The organism is Rhodoblastus acidophilus (assembly GCF_900187365.1).
Lineage (GTDB): Bacteria > Pseudomonadota > Alphaproteobacteria > Rhizobiales > Beijerinckiaceae > Rhodoblastus > Rhodoblastus acidophilus.
On sequence record NZ_FYDG01000010.1, the window covers coordinates 24,238 to 48,760 of the forward strand.

The window sequence follows — 24,523 nt, forward strand, 5'->3', positions numbered from 1 at the left end:
CGGCTGGACGCAACGTAACAGAGAAGCCGAAACCGTTACAAGCGTCCACCCGCAGGCGTCATAACAGGTATAGCCGCGGCGTCCGACGCCGCAGGCCAAACCGCAAAGGCTTCAGTCGCGCCGTTCGAAGCTGACGAGCTGGTACAGCCCACCAAAATATCGCCGTGTCGCGAAACCCTCGATCTTTGCGTCGGACGGCAAGAACTCGCGAATGTCATGCCGCCAGAGATCGAGCGCGAACGGTTCGAGCTTAGCGAGAATCGGAGCGAACAGATAGCGCATCGGATTCCAACGCCGGGGCTGAGCATATTCGATAATCACGACGCGACCGCCCGGCCGAACCACGCGGAGCGCTTCCGCCAGCGTCCGCCGGCGCCAATCCTCGGGCATTTCATGAAGCAGGAAGAACAGAACGACCCGATCAAAGCTCGCATCATTAAATTGCAGCGCCGCCGAATCCATTGTCGCCATCCGCACGGGCGCGTCGGCGGTCAACTTGCGTTGAAGATTTTCCAATTGGATCGGTAGCACGTCGATAACGTCGATTTCACCTCCGCCGGCCGTGGCGCGCTCGGCCAACGAGGGCGTGAAATCGCCGTAGGCGCTGGCGATCTGCAAGGTGCGTCCCGGCAGCGTCGCGCCAAGCGCGTTCAGCGCGGCGTCGCGCAGGCGATGATAATTGCCCCATAAAATAGCGTCGATCAGCCACTGCCGTTCGAACACCCAAACGGCGTTCGGGTGGACATAGGCCCACCAATAGTGATCGGTCAGATAGCTTGGAATTTGCTTGTCATCGCTAACAGCGCTCGACGCGGAGTCTGAATTCGTAGGCCCTACGGGCGCCGGCGTCTTGGAGAGATTGGCGCGTTCAGCCTGAGGATCGACCAAACGATCAGCCTCAGTGGAGCTATTGGCGTTTAAAAGCACGTGGACATCCCTGGCGCTTGCGGTCACGAAGAGCCGCAGACTAACCCATAACGGAGCCGTCCTCATAGCGCGAATGACGTGTCGGCTTCATGAAATCGAACGCGGCGGCCCAAAGACCGCCGCGTAAGGTCTTGTTACTTAACGGAAACCCCGCCGAGTTCCGCCCAATCCTGCGCCATCTTGGCGCCAAGCAGCGGCTTCGGCGCGCCCTGATGGCAGGTCAAGCAATAGAGCTTCGGCCCGTCGCCGGTCGGTCCCAGCCGGTTAGCCGGCCAATCGGCCTGCAACGGCGCCAGGAAGTTGGCGTTCAGATCGCGCACCATGTTGATGCCGTGCCAAGCGTTGACGCGCAACGGCGAACCCTCGGTCCAGTTCGTGAAGGCTCGCGAACCGTGACAATAGGTGCAGTTGACGCCGAGGCCGCCAGAAAACGCCATCATCAACGAATACGTTTTCTCCGTCTTCTGGAGCGGCGCCCCGAAACCGGTCGGCAGCGCCTGCGAGGCCTGGACGCGAATTGCATCCTTGCCATCCAGAATGCCGCTGAACGGATCGGTGTTCATGGCGGTCGTGCCATTCACGGAGCTCGGATGCCCCATGCCGTAGTTCGTTGCCGCGGCGCCCTTCGACTTCGGATCGGCGCCCTTGTACCAGACGCCCTTAGGCACGGGCTGGCCACGGTGGCAGGTGTAGCAGGTCACGCCGGTGGTCTGAACGTGGGCCTGCCAATCCTTGTTGATGTGGCGCGTCATCTGGATCATCGAACGGGCGACCTTCTTTGTATAAAGATTGTCGTCCGCGAGGTTCTCGGGGTTGTGGCAATAGTTGCAGCCCTGCTCGCCGCCAACCCAGGCGGCGAAGCCCAGCATGACGCGGTCGAACTGCGCAGCGCTGAGGTCCGTCAGAACTTTTACGTTCTTGTAAACCTCGGTCGCCTTCTTGCCGCCGGCCTCGGCCGGATCAATCGCGTCCGGCAGAGCATTGGCCGCCTTCAGCAATTGTTCCGACTTCGTGGTGTACATTTCACCGACAGACAGGCCGCGATAGCCAGTCTGAACCGTGTGCACCTTCGAGAGATTCCATCCCGGGGTGAAGATCAGCGCTGTGCCGATCAGCGCGGTGGCGACGCCACCGAGGAGAAGAGCGGTGGTTTTCATTGCGGGACTCCCGTCGCTGCCGGATCAACTGTCACGGGGAAGACATGCGGATAGGACGGAGCGATGTTGTGCTGGACGGCCCAGAGGTACCAGTTATCCACCACAGTGCCAGAGAGCAGGATGCCGATGCCGCCCGTCAGCGGACACAAAACCGCACACCACCAACCCCAGCGATGGATCGACTCCATCGTAGCGTTGTAGCCCATGGTCCAGCGCCAGAACAAAGCCGCGCGCTCAGCAGCCGTGCCGCGATACACCATCTGTTCGACTTCGCGCTCGCCGCCGTACCGCCCGACCGACAGGATCGTCGCGCCATGCATGGCGAACAGCAGAGCCGAGCCATACAAGAACGCAATCGAGAGCATGTGGAACGGGTTGTAGTACAGGTTGCCGTAGCGGAGGGAGAACGCCGCGGTCCAGTCCAGATGGGGGAAAATGCCGAACGGCACGCCCTCACTGAAATGACCCATCAGCAGCGGCTGAATGAAGCCCATGCACAGCATCAGCCAGATCGCCGAGGCAAAGGCCCAGGCCATATGCGTGCTGAGCCCGAGCGCGACGGCGCGACGATACACGCGCGCCCACCAGAGCAGCACTGACATGGTCATGCAGAAGCCGGCCATCAGCCACCAGCCGCCTTCCGCCAACGGCGGGAACAGCTTGATGCCGTACTCGGGCTTCGGCGGTTCGAGAGCCAGCCAAGGCAACTGCCTCACGAACTGGATTGGATCCCAGTGCACCGAGGCGAGCATGTTAAGGCCGATGATCTCAAACGCGACAAACCCAAAGAGCAGAGAAAACACTCCGAGGGTGCCGAGATAGAGCGGCCCGATCTGCGCGTTGCCGATAAATCCGAGCCAATAGGAAATGATTGGCTTTCCTATACGCTCGCGATCGACGATTGGACCGCCCAGACCTTCTTCAGGCGTCTTTGGGTGGACCTGGACTTGAGTGAAGACATTCTCGTAAATGGACACGCTCGCCTCCTAGACGTTAGCGCCAGATCGGCAGGTTGAGCCACCAATTCCACCATTCAGGCCAACCCTTGGTCCAGAACGGACCGCTGATCAGGATGCAGACCGCGCTCCAGAACACAGCGGACAGCGCAAGGAACAGGCCGAGACGATGAATGCCGAGCGTGCCGATCGAATAGCCGACCACGTCACGGAAGAACCAGTCTTCGTATTCGGTCGGACGGACGGTCTCACCCTGCCGCGGATTAGCGGCCGACACGATCACAGCGCCGTGCATCGCGAGCGCAAGACAGGTCGTGAAGAAGAAGGTGATCGCCAGCATGTGCGCCGGGTTATAGTGGAAATGCAGGTACTGATAGCCCGTGTTGGAAACCCAATCGAGGTGACTGAGAATCCCATAGGGGAATCCGTAACCCCAGGCGCCCATCAGAACCGGCCGGAACACGACAAGCGTCGTGTAGGCGAGGATCGCGAAGCCGAAAGCGATCGGAACGTGATAGCCGATTCCGAGCTTCCGGCAGATTTCTACTTCACGCAGCGCCCAGGAGCCAAAGGCGCCAAGCGCGCAGACAGTGACGATCTGCCAGATGCCACCCTCTTTCAAGGGAGCGAGGCCAAGGCCATATTTCAGGTCAGGCGGCGCAATGTTGATCTGCCAGATGTTCCATACGTGATCGAGGGCGGTCCCGTAGGCGATCATCGCGACGCCGACGAGAGAGAAGATGAACGTAGTGACACCAAAGAATCCGACGTAGAACGGTCCGACCCAAAAGTCGAACAGATCTCCGCCTAGGAGCGTGCCGCCCCGCACGCGGTATTTTTTTTCAAAGTTGAGCATCGCCATGGCCGGCGCTCCCCAAACGACGTGAAGGTTTCAGAGTGCGGACGGACGCTTATGCGCCCGTCCGCGCCGCGGGCGATTCCCGCTGGACGGAAGTTCAGCCGACCGAAGAGGTCAGCTCGATCGCGGCGGCCTTGACGGCCGGCTTGCCTTCCAGCCAGTTGAACCGGTCGGTGCTGAGGCAGATGAAGTGGATGATCAGCGCCAACACGAACAGGAAGGCGGAGAGCGCAACGAGAGCCCGACGCGGATCGAAGAGCAGCCAAAGTTTGTACATGAGCCTCTCCCCTTAGCCAATCAACGAGGTAGCAACAGCGGAAACGCTGTCGAGCAGCGCCCAACCCTTCGGGCCGGGGATCCACGGACGCCACGCCCAAGCGAGGACGTGAGCGAGAACCGCAACCACCATGAAGCCCATGAAGCTGGAGACGAACAAGGCGTGGAATTCCTTGGCCTCCGCATCCGACACTCCGGACAGAGAAGATCTGTCTTCGGCCATTTTTGACCTCCTTACAGGTTGCCGCGTACGCCTTTACGCGGCCCAAATTCGTCTCGATCTCTTACGATCTCGACTGGCGTTCCTGACGGTAGTCCCGTCTGGATGACTGCAACATCGTCTTCGCCATCACGGCATACGAAGTTGCGATTGAGGCTTGCGAGCGCGCCTCCGCGAGCCAGGAACGGCTCCGAGACGATGGGGCGTGCTCATAATCCGTAAACAATTTCGCGAAGAGCGCTTTCAGTCCGCCGGCGACGACCAGCAGAATGAGCAGGAAACCGCCGAACACGCGCCAGGCGAGAGCGGCCTCGCTTCTTGCCGGGATAGTGTGAACAGCCGATTTCATGACCCTCTCCATTCAAAACGAGCGAACGCGCAGCCGCGTTAGCCGGCAAGCACTCTTGCGCGCTCCAGGCGCGAAAGATCGACTTGCGATTCCCCTGCCCGACGGGCTTCCTGTTCAGCCGCGTCGCGCAGGCGCTTCGCGGCTGAAATGCGCGCCACCAACGGCGCGGCTTCAACGAGCTCGTCGAGGCGCGCTTTGGCCTCTGCACTCCATTCGAGCTCGCGATGCAAGCGCGACGGCGTCGGATCGACGCGATCGATTTCGCTTGCGAGAGGCAAGATGTGGAACAAGGCGTCGAACAACGCATTGCACACTTCCTGAACCAGATAGGTCGCACCGGAATAGCCCATGAAGGGCGTCCCGGTATGACGGCGGATGACGGTGCCCGGGAAGGACGCCGGAATGTAAGTCGCGCGCGAACCCGACTCCGCGAGATACATCCGCTCGTTATAGCTGCCGAACACCACCAGCGGCGGCCGGGCGCGCAGACTGTCGCGCACAGCGGCGTTGTCGGTCTTTTCGCCAGGCTTGCGCGCCACGGCGAAGGCGCAGGGCATGCCGAGTTCGTCGGCCAGGAAGCGCCGGACGCCCCGAACATAGGTTTCGGTGGCGACAATGCCGAACGACGCGGTGCCGAAGAAATCCTGCGTCACCGAGCGCCAGAGGTCCCAGATCGGCTTGATCGTGGTATGGCGCTCGCGCGCGATGAACGGTTCGGGGTCAAGCCCAGTCAGTTCGCCCAGCGCCCGCAAGAACTTTGTCGTCGCGTGCATGCCGATCGGCGCCTGCAGATAGGGCTTCTCCAGCGCCTCGCACAGCGAGCGGCCGAATTCACGGTACATGCAGATGTTTACGTCGGCGTCCGAGAGACGCGGCGTGTCGGACAGATGCGAGCCGAGCGGGAAGACCAAGTTGATCTCCGCGCCAATCCCCTCGCACAGCCGGGTGATCTCGGCGAGGTCGGACGGCATGTTGAACACGCCATAGCTCGGGCCGATAATGTTGACCTTCGGCTTGGAACTGGCCTCTGTCTTGGCGGGCTTGCGCGCCTTCGCCTTCTTGGCGCCATATTCGTTCCAGAGCCAGAGCAGGGCGCGATTGGCGCATTGCCACTGGTCCTCATCAATGGTGCGCGGCAGGAAGCGTTGCAAGCCCGAGCCTTCGGGCGTCACGCCGCCGCCAATCATTTCGGCGATCGACCCGGTCACCACTACGCTCGGCAACTTCGGGTCGAGCGTCTTATGGGCGCGTGTCATCGCCGCTTCGGTGCCAAAGCGGCCAAGCTCGGCTTCCGACAGACCGGTCACAACAATCGGCAGTTCTTCCGGCGGCAGCGCGTCAGTATAATGCAGCACCGACGTAATCGGCAGGTTCTGGCAACCGACAGGTCCGTCGATCACGACCTGAAGGCCTTTGACCGCGGTAAAGACGTAAACGGCGCCCCAATAGCCGCCGGCGCGGTCGTGGTCGAGAACTAGCATGCGCCGTCCTCCCGTTTCGCGGTCTCGGATTGCGGGATCTTGGCGGCCTCAGGCCAGATGCCCGAGGTCGCGCCACGACCGACGCCTTCGAAGAATTCGGACATTTGCTCGAAGCGCGCCTTGTTGCCGATCGCGGCGTTCAAGGTCGCAGCGACGGAACCCGCGCCCGCCGCGCCCATCAGCGGACGCGCGGAAATCAGGTTTGTGAAGTACAAGCCGGGGATCGAGCGGCTCTTGGCGGCTTGCACCACGGGCGTGGTGCCAATGGCCAAATCCGGCTGATATTCGTCGATCGCCGCCACATCGTCTTCGAGTGTGGCGCGGAAATGAACGCGGACGCCCTTGGCCTCCAGCCACTCGCGGTCTCTCTCGGACCAGGGCGTACGCGGACAGGCAGTGCCGACATAGCGCAGGTCGGCGCCGCTTTCGACCAGCAGCCGCGCCGCGATCAGTTCCGAGCCTTCATAACCCGACAGCGTGATGCGACCACGGATCGGCGCGCCGTCAAGGGCTCCGCGAATCGCAGGAAGCAACGCCGCCTTAGTGGCGTCGACCTTGGCCGTCTCGATGTTGCAGACCTTGCCGACATCATCGAGCCAAGCGGCCGTCCCATCGACGCCGACCGGGGCGGAGCCAATCACCGGACGTCCGGCGGCCTGGAACTCGCGAATCGATGCGGTGTAGTGCGGATGGATCGCGGCGACGGCGCAGCAGTCGAGCGCGCTATAAAGTTCGCGCCATTCGCGGGTCGGAACGACCGGGCCGACGGCAAGGCCGAGAGGCTTAAGCATTCCGCCGATCTGGATCGGATCGACCGGGAACATTTCGCCGAGCAAAGTGATCGTCGGCTCGGTCGCCCGCGGCGTGCGCGGCGCCTGAACCGGACCCTGTTCTGCTTCTTTGCGCGCATAATTCAGCATGGCGCCAGCGAGCACATCCTTGGCCTCGGCGTGCGTCGGCACACCAAAGCCGGGGACGTCGATGCCGATCACGCGCACGCCGTTGATCTCTTTCGGCAGCAGGCGAAGCGGAACGCCGGAGGCGGTGGGAACGCAGAGGTTGATGACCACCACCACGTCATATTTCTCAGGGTCTGCGAGTTGAAACACGGACTCGCGGATGTCTTCGAACAGCTTGCCGGTGACCAGCGTTTCCGAACTGAAGGGCACATAACCGACCGAACGGCGTGCGCCATAAAAGTGCGAAATGAAGGTCAGGCCATAGACGCAACAGGCCGAACCCGAAAGCACGGTAGCGGTGCGGCGCATGCGCAAGCCGACGCGCAACGAGCCGAAGGCCGGGCACATGCTCTGCGGCTGATCGTGCGGACCAGCCGGATAATCCTTTGCGTAGCGCGCCAGCGTCTCGCCGGCGCCCGCCTCACGCGCGGCGGCAAGCATCGTCTCGCGTCCGGCATGGCACCCGAGGCCGTCCACGCCCGGCGCGGACGCGCGGGTCGTGTCGTTCGGTGAAGGGTTGGGGGCGTCGAGGGTCATGACCATCTTACTCGTCATAGACGACTTCGAGCGAAGGCTTCTCGACGAGCGAAGTCCCGAACAGGTCTTCCTTCGTCGCGGGTTCAAGCACGTAATCACGACCGACCGCATCGCTTTTAAACAGCGACAGCAGACCGTCCTGGGTCAGCGGCGTCGGCCGGTGCGGAACGGCGTCCGCGACGGCGTTAGCCAGCTGTTCGAACAGCGGACCCCAACGGCCATCGGGCCGGCCAACGATCTGATAAGCCGCGCTCTTGCGGCGAATGTCTTCGTCCGCAGGGATTTCGCCAAGGATCGGAATGCCCGCCGCCTTGGCGAAGGCCTGGGCCTCGCCAGTACCGTCGTCCTTGTTAATAACCAGACCGCCGACGCCGACATTGCCGCCGAGCTTGCGGAAATATTCAACAGCCGAGCAGACATTGTTAACGACATAGAGCGACTGCAGGTCGTTCGAGCCAACCAGGATCACTTTCTGGCACATGTCGCGGGCGATCGGCAGACCGAAGCCGCCGCAAACCACATCGCCGAGAAAGTCGAGAAGGACGTAATCAAAACCCCAGTCGTGGAAACCAAGCTTTTCCAGCGTCTCGAAGCCGTGAATAATGCCACGTCCGCCGCAGCCGCGCCCGACTTCCGGACCGCCCAACTCCATGGCGTAAACGCCGTCGCGCTTGAAGCAGACGTCGCCGATCTCCACGATTTCTCCAGCCGCCTTCTTGCGGGTGGAAGTTTCGATGATGGTCGGGCAAGCCTTGCCGCCGAACAGCAGCGAAGTGGTGTCGGACTTCGGGTCGCAGCCGATGAGCAAAACCTTTTTGCCCTTCTGCGCCATCATGTAGGACAGATTGGCGAGCGTGAAGCTCTTGCCGATGCCGCCCTTGCCGTAGATCGCGATGATCTGCGTGGCCTTTTTCGCATGCGAGGGCGTGTCAGTTTCCGCCGAGGCCTGCGCCCCGACTCCGCCGCCAGCGATTTCCGCTTCCGACAGAAAACTGATCATAACGCACTCCAGTCGAGGACCATCTTTACGCAGGTCGGGTCTTCAAAAGCGACGGGATAGGCCTCGGGAGCCTCGCGCGCGTCGCGGCGGTGGGTGATGAGTCCGTCAAGCGAGAGCGCGCCGCTCTCGACAAGTTTGATCGCTGCGCCAAGGTCGCCGGGCGCCCATTGCGCGGAAATGCGAAACTCGACTTCGCGCATGAACGCCGGAGCAAAGGCGAAACCGACCGTTTCGTAGAAACCCGCCAGAGTCACACGGCCATGCGGGGCGAGACGCTGGATCAGCGCGTCCAGCGCCTTGGAATCGCCGCTGACGTCGATGATGTGGCGATAGTCGCGACGCGGATCGGCGTCCGGCGCAACAACAGAATAACCCAGAGCGCCGGTCGCGCGAACCGGATTGGTTTCCCACGCTGTCAGCTTGACGCCGCGGGCGACCAGAATGCGCGCGATCAGACGACCAAGCGCGCCATGACCAACAACCAGCGCCTCTCCAGAGGCGTCGGCTATATTCACCGCATGCAGCGCCGTCGCAGCCAAGGCGAACAACACGCCGCGCTCGCCGAGCGCAGGGTCGAGTTGAGCGACGCGGGCGCCAGGCACCACCAGATGCGAGGCTGAGCCGCCATGCACGACGCTGACCGAACCAAAGCAATGCGCGCCGGGAACGAACACATTGGCGCCGACCGGCACACCGGCGTCCGGGCCCGCGTCGATCACGCGACCCACCGTTTCATAGCCAGGAACGAGCGGATAGCCCATACCCGGGAAAGTCGGCATTCGACCAGTGTAGAGCAGCTTTTCGGTGCCGGCGCTGACGCCCGACCAAAGGGTTTCAACGACGATATCGGCCGGCCCGGGCTCGTCAAGGACGAGCGACGCCAGCTTCAGGCGCCTTGGCTCTTCCATGACAACGGCGACGGATTGCATCAATGAGACCCTTCGTTTCGCCTCTGGTTATAACAGCGTCAGATTATTCCGACACTGACTTCCGTCAAGTAAAATTTACACGCGCTGCGCGACCAGGACATTGGCCAGCATCGGGCGGCGCGAAGGCACAACACGCACGTCGGAGAAGCCGCCAGCCTCGAGCAAGGCGGTGAGTTCGGCGACGGAACGGGTGCGGCCGCGCCCCATGGCGAGCAGGTAGAAATTGAAATAGGCGTCGCTGACGCGGTCGGAACCCGCGCCGCCGCCCATAGGCTCGGCGATCAAAAGGGTTCCACCGGGGTCGAGAGCCTCATGGATACGGGCCAGCAGACCGCGCACCGTCTCGTCGTCATGGTCGTGCAGAACACGGATCAGCGACATGACGTCGGCGCCCTTGGGCAGAGATCCCGAAACAAAATCGCCTTCATGGACCGTGACGCGCGACAACATGCCGCGCCGTTGCAGCGCAGAGCGCGCCCGAGCGGCGACAGGCGGGAGGTCGAACAGTTGCGCCTCGACTTCCGGAGCGACAATAGCCAGCGCCGACGCGAACACGCCCTCACCGCCGCCAATGTCGACCCAACGCCGACGACCGGTCGGCGGGAAAGCATCGAGAATATCTTCGGCGATGTCAGCCTGCGACTGCGCCATCAGATCGCTGTAGGTTTCATAGGCCTCGCCGCCGGCCGGGGCGGGATCGCCCGCCTTGCGGTTCGCGTAGGGCCAGAAGCCGGAAAGCTTGGTCGCCGTCTCGCCGCGCAGCAGGGCCACGGGGTCCGCGAGATCAGCATAGAGCAGCGCGTGATGCTCGACGAAGGAACTGATCGACGGATTGGCCAGCAGAGCGGCGCCAAGCTCGCCAAGCCCATAACGCTCGCCCTCGAGCGCATCGACCAGTTTCAGCGCCGTCGCGGCGCGCAGCAGACGCTGGGTCGCGTCAAACGGCAAATCGAGATCTTCGGCCACAGCCGCACAGGGGCGAGGCCCGCCCGCGAGCTTGCTGAAAAGATCCAGACGCACGCAGGCGAGAAGGATCTGGGAATAGACGAACCCCGAGCATATATCGAAAAGAGCGTTCGACTGCCGCTCCGCAATAAGCCGGGTCAGCGGGAAGCTGGCCGCCCACTTTTGAAATGCCGGATTGGCGATGAGAAGATTACGTCCGTGTCGCAACATTTCGGAGACGGACGCCGGGCCGATGGTTGCGGGGAGATTGGTTCCGGTCATGTCAGGCCGCGTACTGCTCGAGTTGCGAGGGGAACAATTGACGGGTTTGCGCACGAATAACGACACGCAACTGCTCAGCGCCGGGGCAATCGGGGATGGAAGCGGCGGCGGCGTCGGCCAATTCGGTCAGACGCGCCTTGGCTCCACCAATGCCCAGTTGAGCCGCGGCGTTTGGCCGCGCCCGACGCTCATCCTGGTGCGCCGGCTTGCCGAGCTCCTCGGCGTCGCACAGCAAGTCGCGCAAATCGTCGGCGACCTGATAGGCTTCTCCGATATAATCGCCCAGCGCGCGCCAGGCCTCGGGGTCACGCCCGGCCGCCGCAGCGCCGGCGAGGGTCGCGCCGGCGAACAGGGCACCGGTCTTGGCGCGCTGATAATCGACCAGCGAGATCGTCGACTCGGATTCCCAAGCCTGCCCGGCGATGATGCCGCCGGGCGCGCCCACGGAGCGAGACACGATCGAAATCATCCGCGCGAGCTGGCGCGGGTCGTCGGAGAAGGCGCGCCCGAGCGCTTCGTAGGCGAGAACAATGAGCGCGTCGCCGGTGAGAATGGCGAGGGGTTCGTTATATTCGACATGGATCGTCGGCTTGCCGCGCCGAATCGGCGCATCGTCGAAAGCCGGCAGATCGTCATGGACAAGCGAGGCGCAATGCATCAACTCGATTGCGACGGCCGCAGCGTCGGTATGATGGGGATTCGGATCGCCGCAGGCGGTCGCGACCGCGAGAACGATCTGAGGCCGAATCCGATGACCTCCCGGAAACACCGCGTAGCGCAACGCGGAAGCGAGAAGCGGCGGGCACTTGGCTCCCCCGGCCTCCGACAGGGCCGCTTCCAGAGCCATTTCGACGCGCTCCATGTGCATCACCGCCTCCGTGACCTTTTTAATAGACACTCAAAGTGTAATCTAATATTGACAGCTTTTGCCGGCGCGTCAATCTTTTTCCCTCTCGCTCGCGGACGCACATGAGGTCCCGGGCGGCGGTCGTTGTCGTGGGCGCTGGCGTTGGCGGGCTGGTCGCCGCGCTGTTGTCAGCTGCGCGGGGGTTTGACACGATTGTGCTGGAAGCCGCAAGCGCGGCGGGCGGCAAGCTGCGCGCGGCAGAGGTCTCCGGGCGCCGCATCGACGCCGGCCCCACCGTGTTCACGCTTCGCGACGTCTTCGAAGACCTCTTCGCCGAATGCGGCGGGACGCTCAGCGATTATCTTACCCTCAAACGCGCGGAACGCTTGGCGCGCCACTACTGGCCCGACGGCTCGCGAGTGGATCTTTTCCCGGACATCGAGGCCAATTTCGCGGCCATCCGGGAGTTCGCCGGCCTCCGCGAGGCGGAGGGTTATCGCGCCTTCGCGGCGCGCGCGGCGCACATGCATGCGACACTTGACCGCGCCTTCATGCGCGCGCCGCGCCCCGCCCATCCGTTTTCGCTGGCGTCGCGAATCGGATGGACGCGCTGGCGCGACATCGCCGCGATCACCCCCACCCGAACCCTGTGGGGCGCGCTGGGCGCCCATTTCCACGACCCCAGGCTGCGGCAATTATTCGCACGCTATGCGACCTATTGCGGCTCCTCGCCTTTCCTCGCGCCCGCGACGCTGATGCTGGTCGCCGACGTCGAGCGCCGGGGCGTCTGGTTCGTCGAAGGCGGCATGATCAAGCTCGCCGAAGCCCTTGAGAGATTCGCCGTCAGTCTCGGCGCGCGTTTTCACTATGGCGCGCGCGTCGAGCGAATCGTCGTGGAGGGCGGCCGCGCGTGCGGCGTCGTGACCGAGGCCGGGCAGCGATTCGACGCCGAAGCGATTCTGTTCAACGGCGACGTGTCCGCCTTGTCGATGCTTGGGACCCAGGCCGGCGCCGCCGCCGCGCCAACGCCGCCCCGCGCGCGCTCGCTGTCGGCCGTGACCCTCGCGGGCGTCGGAACCAGCGACGCGCCTCTCCTTCATCACAACGTGTTTTTCGGCGCGAATTACGCCGAAGAGTTTGAGGCGATTTTCGCGCGCGGGCGACTGCCGGCGCAGCCGACGGTTTATGTCTGCGCCTCCGACCGGGGCGACGACGACAAGGCGAGGGGCGACGGCGAGCGCCTGTTCTGCCTGGCCAATGCGCCGGCCGGACCAGGGGGCGCGCTCGACGAGAAGCAGATTGAAGCCTACGAGGCGGCTGCGATGGACGTGATGCGCGCCTGCGGGGCGCGGCTCGATTGGCGGGAACGGGTGGTGACGACGCCAGCGGATTTCGCTGCGCTGTTTCCAGCGACGGAGGGATCGCTCTATGGCGTGGCGACCCATGGCTGGCAGGCGTCATTCCTGCGCCCGACGGCCCGCACCAGGCTCCCAGGCCTCTATCTGGCGGGGGGCGGCGTGCATCCTGGCCCAGGGGTGCCGATGGCCGCCCTTTCCGGGCGTCAGGCGGCGCTTGCGATCACCTCGGACCTGCGTTCGACGCGCCGGTCGCGCCTCGCGGCCCTCTCCCGCAGCCTGTCGCCTCCGCTCGCGACGACCGAAAACCCGGAGCGACCGGGGTAGCGGGCGTTTGTTGCGTCTAATCGTCCCACCGCCGCAAAAGCATCGCGGCGGCCGCCCGACCGAAAGGGCGCCGCCGCTGAGTCGCGATCACGAAACGCCCGCCCGGAGCGTGAAACCCGGCCGATCGAAAGCGTCAAGCCTCGCCGGTGGCGGCGGGACGCGGCTCGGCTTTATCGCGTTCGGCCTGAGCGCGCGCCTCAGCCTCAGCCAGCTCACGCGCGGCCCGCGTCTGGTCGTCGCGAATGCTGCGCTTCGTCACCCGCAGTTGCCACGCCAGAAAGGCGATGACGAGCGCGAAGGGGAAAAGCACTTCCAGCAGCGCGAACGCGTCAATGGACATTAGCGCACCACTTGTTGCGCCCGGTCCCGCCGCTCCAGGCGCTCATACATTTCGAGCACTTTGATCGCACGCGACCGGAGCGTGATCGGATCGAAATCCGGGGCGGGTTCGCGCGCGATGGCGTCGACCAGATAAGCGGTCTCGGGCAGCGGCGGCCACGGCGCCTTAGTCTGCGGCGCAATGGCGCGGACGCTGGCTTCCGCCAGCAGCGCCAGCTTGCGCCGGTTGCCGACATAGGCGCGGCTCGTCACGGAATCATGGCCGCGCCGCTCGACCTCGCGGCCGATCTCGCAATAGATCAGAGCGGCGGCCAGAATGGCGGGACGGCACGACACCGGCAGCCGCGCCACGCCGTCGCGCGCACGCTCGTAAAGCACGTCCGCCTCGGCCAGCACGCGCGCGATCACGCTCCTGACCGCATCGGTGGGCGTGGGATTGGCGAGGAAGCCCTCGACGTCCACGCCCTCCTCGACCAACCAGTCGAGCGGCAGATACAAACGTCCGGCGCGGGCGTCCTCGCCGACGTCGCGGGCGATATTGGTGAGCTGCATGGCCACGCCGAGATCGCAAGCGCGCGCCAGGGCTGCGGAGTCACGCACGCCCATCAGCAGGGTCATCATCACGCCGACCGTTGAGGCGACGCGCGCCGAATAAGCGCGCAGCTCCGAGAGATTGGCGGGCATCCGCCCCTCGCTGTCCCAGACGAAGCCGTCGATCAGCGCGAAGGGAATCTCGCGGGGGATGCAATAGGACCGCACAATGTCGGAGAAGGCGCGGTCGGCCGGATGGTCGAACGGCGTTCCCTCGTAGACGCGGTCGAGGCGTTCGCGCAGCCGCTCCACCGCCGCCGCCTTGGCCTCGTTCTCATCCACCGCGTCATCGGCGAGGCGGCAGAAGGCGTAAAGGCCAAAGGCCGGGCGGCGCACCGATTCCGGCAGCAGCCAGGAGGCGGCGAAGAAGCTTTTGGACCCGCCGCGAATGGATTCGCGGCAGGCGGCGTGGTCGGCCTCGCTGGCGAGCGGCCCCTTAAGTAAAAGCGGAGGCATCGGGCGCGACCTTGTCGAGAATCCGGGCCGACGACAATACGCCCGGCAAACCTGCGCCGGGATGCACGCCCGCGCCGACGAGGAACAGGTTTTCGATGTCCTCGCTGCGGTTGTGCGGCCGGAAATAGGCGCTCTGAGACAGCAGCGGCTCCAACCCGAACCCCTCGCCGTGGATGGCGTTGAGCCGGTCGCGGAAGTCAAGCGGCGTCGTCACGCGCGACACGACGACGTGCTTGCTGAGGTCGGGCAAGATATTGGCCTCGAGCCAGGTCTCGATGCGCTTGCGATAGCCCTCGGCCTCCAGCCGCCATTCCTGGCCGCCCTGGAGATTGGGGACCGGCGACAGCACATAGAAGGCGTCGCAGCCGCGCGGCGCCACCGACGGATCGGTCGCGGTGGGGCGATGCAGGTAAAGGCTGAAATCCTCCGCCAGCACTTTGCGACGGAAAATATCCTTGAGCAATTCGCCGTAGCGCGGCCCCATCAGGATGGTGTGATGGCCGATGTCGTCATAGCGGCGGTTGGTGCCGAAATACCAGACGAACAGACCCATGGAATATTTCGACCGTTGCAGCCGCGAATCGGTCCAGGTGTGGCGCACATGCGGCGGCAGCAGACTGCGATACGTATAGGCGGAATCAGCGTTGGACACGACGATGTCGGCCCGCAGCCTTTCACCGCCCTGCAATTCGACGCCGACGGCGCGGCCGCTCTCGACCAGGATCTGGCGCACGTCGGCGCGATAGCGGATTTCGCCGCCCTGCCCTTCGATCAGCTTGACCAGCCCGCGCGCCAGGGCGCCGGTGCCGCCAATGGCCGAATGAACGCCAAAGCTTTTTTCGAGATAGGCGATCAGGCAATAGATCGAGGAAATGCGGAAAGGGTCGCCGCCGATCAACAGCGGGTGATAGCTGAAGATGGTGCGCAGGCGCTCATGCTTGAAGAATTTCGACACCAGCCCGCGCACGGTGCGATAGCCCTGCAATTTCAGCAGCTCGGGCGCGATGCGGACCATATCCATCAGCGAGTCGAACGGCGCGTCGCCGAGCTTCTCGAAGCCGATGCGATAGATGCGCTCGCTCATCTCTATGAAGGCGTCGAAATTCGGGCCTTCGCCGGGCGAGATGCGCTCGACTTCCGCCTTCATCGCCTCGCGGTCGCCGGAGTAGGTGAAGGTCTCGCCGTCGCTGAAACGGATCTTGTAGAACGGCTTCATTTCGCGCAATTCGACGTCGTCCGACAGCTTGCGGCCGCACAACGCCCAGAGTTCCTCGAACAGGAACGGCGCGGTGACGATGGTCGGGCCAGCGTCGAATTTGAAGCCGTCGATCTGATGCTGGTAGCCGCGCCCGCCGGGCGCATCCAGGCGTTCCAGCACCTTGACCGAATAGCCGCGGGCGCCGAGTCGCACCGCCGCGGCGAGACCGCCGAAGCCGGAGCCGATCACGATGGCGACGGGTTTGCGTTGACTTGCCACGCTGCCCATGTCTTCTTCCTGAACCGTCAACATAAGCTGACACTATCTCCGTCAAGTTAATCGGACAAGCCTATTCTTGGCCGTCGGCCGAGGGGTGGCTTGCGGTGGCGGCCCATGCGGCCAGAATCGCTTCAGCGACGCCGTTCGGATCTTCCTCATGAACGATATGGCCGCCGGGGAAGCGTTTGATCTGCGCATGCGGCAGCAGTTTGGCGACCTTGTCGGCCATATGGGGGCGGATCGCCTTGTCGTGGTCGCCGACGATCAGCAGGGTCGGAACCTTGATCCGACGGAGGTCGTCGGGGATGCGCGACAGATCCCAGTTCGCCACCATGTCGAGCGCGCCGGAGCAATGCGACGGCGTCGTCATCAGCCGGGTGTAGAGGTCGAGCCCGTAATCGTCGATCTGCGATCCCATGCCGTCGATCAGCAGCTTGACCTGGCGCCGGTCCGCCGTCCATGCGAACAGGCGGCCCGCCAGCGGATTGAGGTGCATGAGTCGCGCCATGACCGGAAGGATATGGCCGGCCGGGCCTTCGAACGGGAAGAAGGCGCCGTTGATGCAGACGAACACATCCGGCTTCAGCCGCCCTTCCGCGATGAGGCGGCCGAGAATCACCGCGCCGGCGGAATGGCCGATCACCAGCTTCGGCGCGTAGTTGAGCGTGGCGAGCAGGCTTTCGAGCGCCTGGGCGTGACCTTTTAGAGAGGCGTCCAGGCGTCCCTCGGCCTTGGTGAAGGCGTGTCCCGGAAGGTCGGGCGCCACCAGATGAAAATGCGGCGCGAGCAGCGGCGCGAGTCCGCGCCACGAATGCGTCGCCCCGGCGGCGCCATGGACGAGCAGCGCCGGCGGACCGGCGCCAAGCTCCTGAACATGCCAGCGATAGCCCCCGGCCCGAACGAAACGACTCGACTCGCGCAGCGGCCAATCCGCCCCGTCCTTGTCGAAGTCGAGCCCGCTCATTGCGGCAACGCGTTGCGGACGACGGCGTTGATCACCGCCGCATCCGCCCTTGGCAGTTTGACATAGCGCCCGAACATGGCGCCCGCCAGCGCGCGGGTCGGCGCATCCGGCCCGCCGCCGCCAACTTGCGCCGTGTCAATGGCCAGCGCCGCCACCTGCGCCGCGGCGATGCGCTTGGCGGCGTCGAGCGCGTCTTCCAGCGCGCGCGGGCGCCCGGAGCCGCCGTCGCGGCAAATATTGGCGCGGCCATCGGTCATCAGCACGATCATCGGCGTCTGCCCCTTGCGCCGGCACTGGTCGGCCACCGCGAGGGCGACGTCGAGTCCCGCGGCGATCGGGGTGCCGCCGCCGCCGGGCAGACCGCTGAGCGCGCGACGCGCCCGCGCGGTGGAGCGCGTCGGCGGCAGCACGATCTCGCCCGTCCGGCCGCGGAAGGCGACCAGCGCGACTTCATCGCGGCGCGCGTAGCAATCGGCCAGCAGCATTTCAATGGCGCCCTTGACTTCGGCGAGTCTGGTCATAGCCAGAGATCCTGACGCATCCACGACAAATATGGTGGTCGCGCCCTTTTTCTGGCGGTGCCGCCGGATACGAAAATCTTCCGGCTTGACAATGACCCGTCGGGAATCAGCTTCCTCCGGCTTCAGGCGCAGTTTGCGCCAGGGTGCGGCGGCGCGCAGGGTGGCGACCAGCGCGAGACGCCCCTTGGACAGCGAACCCGGGCGCGCGTCGAGCGGCCGGCCGCGCTGCATGGAATAGATTTCCTCGCCGGACTTGCCGTCCTTGGCGCTGGAGCGGCGGTTACGCGGCGCGCCGCCGGCCAGCGCGGCCAGCAGCCCCGGCGGCAGCGCGGCGCGCACGGCTTCGAGGATCTGGTCCTCCAACTCGCGCGGCGTATTGTCCTCGCCCTTCTGCTCCGGCGGTTCGTCCGGCGGCGGCTCGTCTTCCGGCGGCGGAGGCGGCGGCTCGTCCTCGGACTCCTGCTCCTCGGGCGGCGCGGGCAGACGGGTCGCGCGCGGGCCGAGCGTCAAGGCGGCGGCGAGTTCGATGTCCTCGGGCTCGACCTTGGTCTCGCCGCGCAGCGCGGCGAGCGCGCGGGCGGCGCGCAGGGCGAACAGCACCGCACGGGGCGAATCCACGCCAAATTGCGCGGCGATCGCCACCAGGGTCTCGATCGCCTTGTCGTCGGTCTGCACCTGCGGCAGCAGTTTGCGCGCGGCGGCGAAATCCTCCGGCGTCAGCGCCGGCGGCTCGACATCGCGCCAACCCACCTGTTCGAGATTGACCCAGAAACCCAGGCGTTCCGACAAAGCGGCGGGCGGCGCCTCGTCGTCCTGCCCCTCGTCCATCGCGATCACGCCGACGTGGGCCGGGAGGATAGCCGAAAGGCCGTCGCGTTGCAGCGCGACTTCGCCGGTGTCGAGCGCCGCCGCTAAACGCGCCGCAACGCCGGTGGAAATGCGCTCAGCCATGGCCATGGCGATGACGCCGCCATGAGCGGCGGCGAGCACGCCGGTTTCCGCAATGGGTTTTCCCGCGCGCAGGGTGGCCGCCACATCCAGGCCGCCGATCAGACGGTCGTCGGCAATGTCGGCAGGCGCGCGCGACAGGCGCATCGGCGCGAGTTCCTCGGCGATGCGCGCCATCAGGGCGTCGCGCGCGGGGCCGGCGCCCGAGCGGATCAGCAAGCCGGAGCCGAGCGGATCGACGGCGAAAACGGCGGCCGCGAGACTCGCCCGCCGCCAGGGCGTCGAAACCGCGTCCGACACGCTCATTTTGCGAACACTTCCTGGACGGCGCGTTCGACGCGGGTCGCGGAACCGGAATCGTCGAGCGGATTGCGGCGCAGGCGGTGACTGAGCACCATGGGCGCGACGCGTTTCAACTCATCGTCGCCAACCACCTTGACGTCCTCCAGCGCGGCATAGGCGCGGGCGGCGCGGATCAGCGTGAGTTCGCCGCGCAGACCGTCGGAGCCGAGCGTCAGGCACAGCCGCGTGGCGCGCTCCAGCGCGGCCTCGGGCACTTCGACGTCGATGACGCGCTCGCGCGCATGGGTGATTTTTGTCCGCAGCTTCTTTTCCGCGCCAGCCCAGTGCTTGTGGAACGCTTCGGGGTCGCGATCATAGGCGTCGCGGCGACGAATGACTTCCATGCGGGTGGGGATATCCTGCGGCGTGCGGACTTCGAGCGCCAGACCGAAGCGGTCGAGCATCTGCGGCCGCAATTCGCCTTCTTCCGGATTGCCGGAGCCGATCAGCACGAAGCGGGCCGGATGGCTCAGGGACAGACCTTCGCGCTCGACCAGGTTGACGCCCGAGGCGGCCACGTCCAGCAGCAGGTCGACCAGATGGTCTTCGAGCAGATTGACTTCGTCTATGTAAAGGAAGCCGCGATTGGCGCGGGCGAGCAGGCCCGGCTCGAAGTGCTTTTCGCCCGCGGCCAGCGCGCGTTCAAGATTGAGCGCGCCGACGACGCGGTCTTCGGTGGCGCCGAGCGGCAGATCGACCACCGGCGCGCTGCGCATCTCGGTCTTCGGCTTCGCGCCGCCATTGCAGGAGCCGCACAGCTTGGCATGCTTTTCCGGCGCGCAATTGTAGGGACAGCCGGAGACCACCTTGATTTTCGGCAGCAGCGCCGCCAGCGCGCGCACGGCGGTGGACTTGCCGGTGCCGCGGTCGCCGAAGGCGAGCACGCCGCCCACGGAGGCGTCGGTCGCAGCAATCATGAAAGCGAGACGCATATCGTCCTGACCGACGATAGCGGAAAAAGGAAACGGATTTGCCATAGGTAGTAGTGCCCTGTTCGGCGTCTTTATGTCACTTCAGAGTGACAGTTGGCAATTGATTTCCATCAAGACAAGTTGACACAGGCCGCCGCGCGGGTGCGTCATTTTTGCTCTGGGAACGCTCAAGCCGCGCAATTCTCGATCGCGGCCATCAGGCGATCGCGGTCGAGATGACGGCCGACCGCAACAATGCGAGGCTCCTGCGGGTTGCGCGGCGTGAACGGCGTCATGCGGGCGCGGCTGCCGCTGATCTCGAAGGCGATCCAGTGCGCGCGCGTGCGCAACGCGCCCTTGACCTCCTCGACCTCGCCAAAGGCGCCGGCGGCGACCAGCTCCAGAACCTGCGCGACATGCCGCGCCTCGCAGATATGCGGCAGCGGCGCCGTCCAGCTTTCGTCGCGGTCGGCGAAATTCTCCAGCGCGATCAACTCGCCTTCGATCAGGCCGGAATATTCCTCCTGGCGCTTCGACATCGGCGCCCATAGCGCATTGGCGTTGAGCGGCGCGACCAGAAACCAGTGTTCGGCCACCGCCAGCGCCATCAGCGTGCCGAGCATGGTGTAGCCGGTCGCCTCGAACGGCGTGGTCGCCGCCGTGGCGGCCCAGGCCAGCCAGACCGTGATAACCGTCGAGATCGTCACCGAGAACGGGAAAAACATGTTCATCGGCCGGCGCGACATGTAGGTGGCGAGATAGCGCAGATGATCAGGGATCATCTCCTCGCCGAGATTGGGCACGCCGAAGAACACGTTCAGCTTCGCGCTCTCGTGCATCCACCACAGCGTCGCATAGGTCCAGAAGCCGAGCTGGTTGGGCTGGTTGTGGCTCAGGGCGAGCAGAGCGACGGCGCCGATCAGCGCGGACAATTCATGATACAGGCCCGTGCGCACGCCTTCGATGAACCGGCCGAGGCCACGCAGTTCGGGCGGACAGGGCTGCCTCTGCGGGCCGGTGACATAGCCCATGTAGAAGCCAAGAATCTGCCAGCCCCAGCAGATCAGGCCATAGGAAAACGCGCCATAGGCCGAACCGGCGGTCTGATGGTTGGAGGTGGCCACCAGCCCCCACAGCGCGGCAGCAACCAGCACGGTCGCCGCGCCCATCGTGTAGGGGAACGTCTTGCGCGGCAAGCTGTCGAGATAAAAGATGATGCCGGTGGAGCCCCACCACAGCGCCAGGGTCGCCAGGATCGGCAGGCCGAAGTCATGCACGGTCGCGTCTCCTACCAGACCGGTTCGAGGCGGATGGGTTCAGGCAACGGATTGCGCTTGGCCGGAATTAGATAGAGACCCGCGAAGGCGGCCGCCGCCCCGGCCATCAGCAAGCCCTTCTTGAGCTTGCCCGTCACGCCGCCCCGCGCCTCGGCGCGCTCCATGGCGCGGGCGAGCCGCACCATGCGGTCGAGGCCCGGCTTGAAGGCGGCGTGGTCGATATCGAGCGTGAGCGGAAACGCCTGTTTTGTAATCTCGGAGCAGAGGCGGAAGACCTTGAAGTCATAATCCTCCGGCGTGACGCCGACGGCCTTGTGGAAGGCGGGACGGTAATGATCGCGGACATACATGGTTGCGTAGACCGACAGCACGAAAAACTTGATCCACCAGACGTTGACGCCCCGGGTCAGCTTGGGATCGGCGCGCAGCAGCAGCGCGAAAGCCTCGCCATGCCGAAACTCGTCGTTGCACCATTGTTGGAATTTCTTGAAGATCGGATGAAACCGAAGTTCTGGGTGGCGCTCAAGCTGCCGGAAGATGGTGATGTAGCGGGCGTAGCCGATCTTCTCCGACAGATAGGTGGCGTAGAAGATGAATTTCGGCTGAAAATAGGTGTACTTCTTGGCGTGTGTCAGAAAACCGAGATCGACGCCGATGCCGAAATCCTTCAAGGTGTCGTTGATGAAGCCGGCATGGCGGGCTTCATCGCGACTCATATATGTGAAGAGGTCGCGCATATCCGGGTTTTTGGTGCGTTTCTTCATTTCCGCGTAGAGCACGCATCCGGAAAATTCCGCCGTGCAGGAGGAAATGAGGAAGTCGCGAAATTCCTTGTCGAGTTCCGGTTCCAGGACGAAGGTCTGGTCGAACTCCTCGTCGCGCTGGAAATGCCGCTTATTGGGATCGGCGCGCATTTCCGCGATCAGCGCGTCCCAGTCCGCGCGCACCGGCGTCACGTCAATCCGGTCCAGGACCTCGAAATCCGTCGTGTAAAAGCGTGGGCTCAGCACAGTGTTCTTCTGAGCGATGGCCGTGGCTTCGGCGGTTTCGACCTTCCGGATCGGTGCGTTCACAGAGACCTCTTTTCTGAAAAGCTGACGTCGTGGAGTTCAGTCAATCCGAGACCGCCGACCAATCGCCTCCACAGGCTTTCGATCGCACTCGCCCGCGTGACCAGCGCACGGCGCCGCACAACGACCTTTTCGCCATAGGGCGGCCGTTCCGGCGCGTCGATCACGCAGACCTCATCCCCGGGCGCCAATTCGACATCATCGTCGAGTTCGACATGGGCATGAAGCGACTCCGCCGTATGCTCGACTTCCACGGTGCATGGAACCTCGAGACGGCGCTTCCAGAACAGCGAACGCTCACTCAACGCGTCGGCGCCTTCGCTGCCGGAAACAGCTTGGCGAAGCTAGCCGACTGATTCGGGCCAAACGCATCCAGATCGACGCGGCGTCCTGTCGTGTCGTCGATCAAGGACAGCGTGCCATCATTCCAGCGCGTCAATGCGAAAGGCGCTTGTGGGCCAATGCCGCCGAGCATGCGCGCGTGAGCGAACCCCCGCATCGTGCTGCGCAAGAAGCCGTTTGTACCAGGCGCCACCATGGAAAGAACCGCGCCGCTGTCGGCGTCGGTAACAGCGATGCCGCCGTCAGCCTGGTCCGTGAAGAAAAGGCGCAGCGTCTGATAGGGCTGCGCCTGAGGCATATGGACGGCGCCGGAGTCCGAGGACCGCCCGTAGAACGCCATCGAGAAGGCAAAGATCAAAAGCGCGCCAGCGCCGAATAGGACGCCTCGCGGAATGGAGTCCGCGTGATGGCCGCTCTTCCGAACGGTCTCGCTCATTCTTCGCCCCTTTCGAGCCGTCACGCCGAAGCGGGAAGCTCTCCCTCGCCAACATTGGCTGGTTGCGCGTCAGCCTGATCCTTCGCGGATGACAGGTCAGACGCCGCTTTGAGCGCGCCACTCAAGATCTCCGCCACAGACCTCGCCTGCGACACACAACGCAGGGTCGGCTCGGGATCGACGAACTTGAACGGCCGCGCGCTCGGCCAGAGCGCAAAATACGAGACGTTTTGCCCTTCCGCAAGCGTGACCGAAACATCCCCGGTCTCATCGCCGAAAACACGAACATTTGCGGCGACGATCCGCGTGAACGGAAGGTTGACGAAGATCGGCAGGGCGACGCCGCTTCGGATCACGACGCGGCGCTCAGTGATGACATAGAGCGTCGCGCGCGCCGACAGCCATGCGAGCAGACCGAGGATCGCAAGACCGGCAGCGCCAATGACGAGCGTTGTCCCCGCTGTGAGGAGGGCCTTTTGGGCCCCCTCGTCAGCATAGGTCGACACGAAAGTCCATGCCGTGGCGAGGCCGAACCAGATCATCACCCAGTCGGCGCGATAAGCGCGCCGCCAGAGACTTTTCGATTCGGCGGCGCCGCACCAGAGAACGCGCTCCCCGGGCGGAATGTCCGAGGGCAGTAGCTTTTCCAGGTTTAAAACCTTCACAGCAAAGGCTCCGCCCGCTCGGGCGTCGCATAAAGAGTCCCAGCGCCATAATAGGCGGAAACCTGGTCTTCTTCCTGCATCGTGATGGAGTTAGCGGATTTCAGCTTGGGCACGCGTGTCAGCTGATCAGCGGTGACCGCATTGATCTTGATCGCGCGCACGCTATTCTTGACATCGACGAAGCAAACCGGCGCAAGCACCGAACCGCCGGACGCAAGTGCGATTTCGTAGTAACGCACGCACGATTCGCCACGGTCGATCCAGAGATCCTTGACCGTGCCGCCGGTCTTGCCGTCAGCGCAAATCACGGAATAGCCAATCGGGCTCTTGCCTTCGGCCGGGACCGCGAAATGCGTCGCCACACGCAGCGGCGAGATCAAATCCTGGCCGTCCACGGTCTTGTAAGGAAACTCGGGGCGCACGTTGTACGAACCCGGACCGACGCCGGCGGACAGGGGGTCGCCGGTCGGCTCGATCGGAGCGCCGGGCCAGCTCTCCACCTTCGCGCCGTTCACCGGACGGGTGTCGCCTTTGCAGGTCGGCGCCTCGACCACAGTGCCGTCGGCCAGGCGGAAGGCCTTGGGATCGGGAATATACAAGAAGCCGCGCGGCTTCAGACCGCCGTCCTGCTCGGATTCGAGCGGATAGCCCTCGCGACGGTCTTCCTGACGCAGGTACCAGCACAGACCTGCAAAGAAGAACCAGAACGCCCATATTGTGAGCTGGGCCACATCCAAATGCCCTAATGCGCTCGCGTGAACCATGGCATGCCTCCGGG

Annotated in this window: 26 protein-coding genes; 1 reads left to right on the plus strand and 25 read right to left on the minus strand. The window is 64.4% G+C overall.

Translation table 11 applies throughout. From position 1 onward, the window contains the following. Window positions 1-111: 111 nt before the first annotated feature. From rquA to CFB24_RS16250, 13 genes are all read right to left on the minus strand, one after another. Entirely contained in the window at window positions 112-954 is an 843-nt protein-coding gene (gene rquA, locus CFB24_RS16190; protein ID WP_244593213.1) for a rhodoquinone biosynthesis methyltransferase RquA, read from the minus strand. Between the two features lie 107 nt (window positions 955-1,061). Continuing rightward, entirely contained in the window at window positions 1,062-2,084 is a 1,023-nt protein-coding gene (gene pufC / locus CFB24_RS16195; RefSeq protein ID WP_088521683.1) for a photosynthetic reaction center cytochrome PufC, read from the minus strand. Further along, window positions 2,081-3,061 (minus strand): photosynthetic reaction center subunit M, encoded by a 981-nt coding sequence (pufM, locus tag CFB24_RS16200; RefSeq protein ID WP_088521684.1) that lies wholly within the window; start codon window positions 3,059-3,061, stop codon window positions 2,081-2,083. The genes pufC and pufM overlap by 4 nt, the downstream gene beginning before the upstream one ends. 16 nt (window positions 3,062-3,077) lie before the next feature. After that, a complete protein-coding gene (gene pufL, locus CFB24_RS16205) occupies window positions 3,078-3,902 on the minus strand; it encodes a photosynthetic reaction center subunit L (RefSeq protein WP_088521685.1) in 825 nt (274 codons plus the stop codon). Window positions 3,903-3,996: 94 nt separating this feature from the next. Next, complete coding sequence (gene pufA, locus CFB24_RS16210; protein ID WP_088521686.1) at window positions 3,997-4,176, minus strand: light-harvesting antenna LH1, alpha subunit; 180 nt, start codon at window positions 4,174-4,176, stop codon at window positions 3,997-3,999. Between the two features lie 12 nt (window positions 4,177-4,188). Beyond that, on the minus strand, window positions 4,189-4,398 hold the full coding sequence (gene pufB, locus CFB24_RS16215; RefSeq protein ID WP_088521687.1) for a light-harvesting antenna LH1, beta subunit: 210 nt from the start codon (window positions 4,396-4,398) through the stop codon (window positions 4,189-4,191). Window positions 4,399-4,459: 61 nt separating this feature from the next. Next, complete coding sequence (locus CFB24_RS16220) at window positions 4,460-4,744, minus strand: hypothetical protein (protein WP_141098472.1); 285 nt, start codon at window positions 4,742-4,744, stop codon at window positions 4,460-4,462. 38 nt (window positions 4,745-4,782) lie between these two features. Next, window positions 4,783-6,225 carry a chlorophyllide a reductase subunit Z gene (gene bchZ / locus CFB24_RS16225; RefSeq protein ID WP_088521689.1) on the minus strand — a complete coding sequence of 481 codons (1,443 nt, stop codon included), beginning with the start codon at window positions 6,223-6,225 and terminating at the stop codon, window positions 4,783-4,785. Next, window positions 6,219-7,739: a chlorophyllide a reductase subunit Y gene (gene bchY, locus CFB24_RS16230; RefSeq protein ID WP_425332107.1), complete on the minus strand. Its 1,521-nt coding sequence runs from the start codon at window positions 7,737-7,739 to the stop codon at window positions 6,219-6,221. Before bchY ends, bchZ begins: the two co-directional genes overlap by 7 nt. Further along, window positions 7,729-8,721, minus strand: coding sequence for a chlorophyllide a reductase iron protein subunit X (locus CFB24_RS16235; protein WP_088521691.1), 993 nt, complete (start codon window positions 8,719-8,721; stop codon window positions 7,729-7,731). Before CFB24_RS16235 ends, bchY begins: the two co-directional genes overlap by 11 nt. Beyond that, window positions 8,718-9,650, minus strand: a complete 933-nt coding sequence (gene bchC, locus CFB24_RS16240; RefSeq protein WP_088521692.1) for a chlorophyll synthesis pathway protein BchC — start codon at window positions 9,648-9,650, stop codon at window positions 8,718-8,720. Before bchC ends, CFB24_RS16235 begins: the two co-directional genes overlap by 4 nt. Before the next feature lie 75 nt (window positions 9,651-9,725). Continuing rightward, complete coding sequence (locus CFB24_RS16245; protein ID WP_245407806.1) at window positions 9,726-10,877, minus strand: acetylserotonin O-methyltransferase; 1,152 nt, start codon at window positions 10,875-10,877, stop codon at window positions 9,726-9,728. Window position 10,878: 1 nt separating this feature from the next. Further along, window positions 10,879-11,745 (minus strand): polyprenyl synthetase family protein, encoded by an 867-nt coding sequence (locus CFB24_RS16250; protein ID WP_425332108.1) that lies wholly within the window; start codon window positions 11,743-11,745, stop codon window positions 10,879-10,881. Window positions 11,746-11,873: 128 nt separating this feature from the next. On the opposite strand from CFB24_RS16250, the gene crtD reads away from it, so the two are divergent. Beyond that, complete coding sequence (crtD, locus tag CFB24_RS16255; RefSeq protein WP_338064180.1) at window positions 11,874-13,406, plus strand: 1-hydroxycarotenoid 3,4-desaturase CrtD; 1,533 nt, start codon at window positions 11,874-11,876, stop codon at window positions 13,404-13,406. A gap of 133 nt (window positions 13,407-13,539) precedes the next feature. Here crtD and CFB24_RS16260 read toward each other — a convergent pair whose 3' ends face one another. The 12 genes from CFB24_RS16260 to puhA all read right to left on the minus strand — a co-directional run bounded on the left by CFB24_RS16260 (window position 13,540) and on the right by puhA (window position 24,509). After that, window positions 13,540-13,746, minus strand: coding sequence for a hypothetical protein (locus tag CFB24_RS16260; RefSeq protein WP_088521694.1), 207 nt, complete (start codon window positions 13,744-13,746; stop codon window positions 13,540-13,542). Continuing rightward, window positions 13,746-14,792 carry a phytoene/squalene synthase family protein gene (locus CFB24_RS16265; RefSeq protein ID WP_088521695.1) on the minus strand — a complete coding sequence of 349 codons (1,047 nt, stop codon included), beginning with the start codon at window positions 14,790-14,792 and terminating at the stop codon, window positions 13,746-13,748. Before CFB24_RS16265 ends, CFB24_RS16260 begins: the two co-directional genes overlap by 1 nt. Further along, window positions 14,773-16,302: a phytoene desaturase gene (locus CFB24_RS16270; protein WP_088521696.1), complete on the minus strand. Its 1,530-nt coding sequence runs from the start codon at window positions 16,300-16,302 to the stop codon at window positions 14,773-14,775. The genes CFB24_RS16265 and CFB24_RS16270 overlap by 20 nt, the downstream gene beginning before the upstream one ends. 37 nt (window positions 16,303-16,339) lie before the next feature. Continuing rightward, window positions 16,340-17,233 (minus strand): alpha/beta fold hydrolase BchO, encoded by an 894-nt coding sequence (gene bchO, locus CFB24_RS16275; RefSeq protein WP_088521697.1) that lies wholly within the window; start codon window positions 17,231-17,233, stop codon window positions 16,340-16,342. After that, entirely contained in the window at window positions 17,230-19,008 is a 1,779-nt protein-coding gene (locus CFB24_RS16280) for a magnesium chelatase subunit D (RefSeq protein WP_088521698.1), read from the minus strand. The genes bchO and CFB24_RS16280 overlap by 4 nt, the downstream gene beginning before the upstream one ends. Beyond that, window positions 19,005-20,021, minus strand: a complete 1,017-nt coding sequence (gene bchI, locus CFB24_RS16285) for a magnesium chelatase ATPase subunit I (protein ID WP_088521699.1) — start codon at window positions 20,019-20,021, stop codon at window positions 19,005-19,007. The genes CFB24_RS16280 and bchI overlap by 4 nt, the downstream gene beginning before the upstream one ends. A gap of 122 nt (window positions 20,022-20,143) precedes the next feature. After that, entirely contained in the window at window positions 20,144-21,232 is a 1,089-nt protein-coding gene (gene puhE, locus CFB24_RS16290; protein ID WP_088521700.1) for a putative photosynthetic complex assembly protein PuhE, read from the minus strand. Between the two features lie 11 nt (window positions 21,233-21,243). After that, on the minus strand, window positions 21,244-22,305 hold the full coding sequence (gene acsF / locus CFB24_RS16295) for a magnesium-protoporphyrin IX monomethyl ester (oxidative) cyclase (protein WP_088521701.1): 1,062 nt from the start codon (window positions 22,303-22,305) through the stop codon (window positions 21,244-21,246). After that, window positions 22,302-22,607 carry a hypothetical protein gene (locus tag CFB24_RS16300; RefSeq protein WP_244593211.1) on the minus strand — a complete coding sequence of 102 codons (306 nt, stop codon included), beginning with the start codon at window positions 22,605-22,607 and terminating at the stop codon, window positions 22,302-22,304. The genes acsF and CFB24_RS16300 overlap by 4 nt, the downstream gene beginning before the upstream one ends. Next, on the minus strand, window positions 22,604-23,080 hold the full coding sequence (puhC, locus tag CFB24_RS16305; RefSeq protein WP_088521702.1) for a photosynthetic complex assembly protein PuhC: 477 nt from the start codon (window positions 23,078-23,080) through the stop codon (window positions 22,604-22,606). The genes CFB24_RS16300 and puhC overlap by 4 nt, the downstream gene beginning before the upstream one ends. Window positions 23,081-23,100: 20 nt before the next feature. Beyond that, the gene (gene puhB / locus CFB24_RS16310; protein ID WP_088521703.1) at window positions 23,101-23,745 is read right to left on the minus strand and encodes a photosynthetic complex putative assembly protein PuhB; all 645 of its coding nucleotides are present in this window, start codon (window positions 23,743-23,745) and stop codon (window positions 23,101-23,103) included. Next, window positions 23,742-24,509, minus strand: a complete 768-nt coding sequence (puhA, locus tag CFB24_RS16315) for a photosynthetic reaction center subunit H (RefSeq protein ID WP_088521704.1) — start codon at window positions 24,507-24,509, stop codon at window positions 23,742-23,744. The genes puhB and puhA overlap by 4 nt, the downstream gene beginning before the upstream one ends. Between the last annotated feature and the right edge of the window lie 14 nt (window positions 24,510-24,523).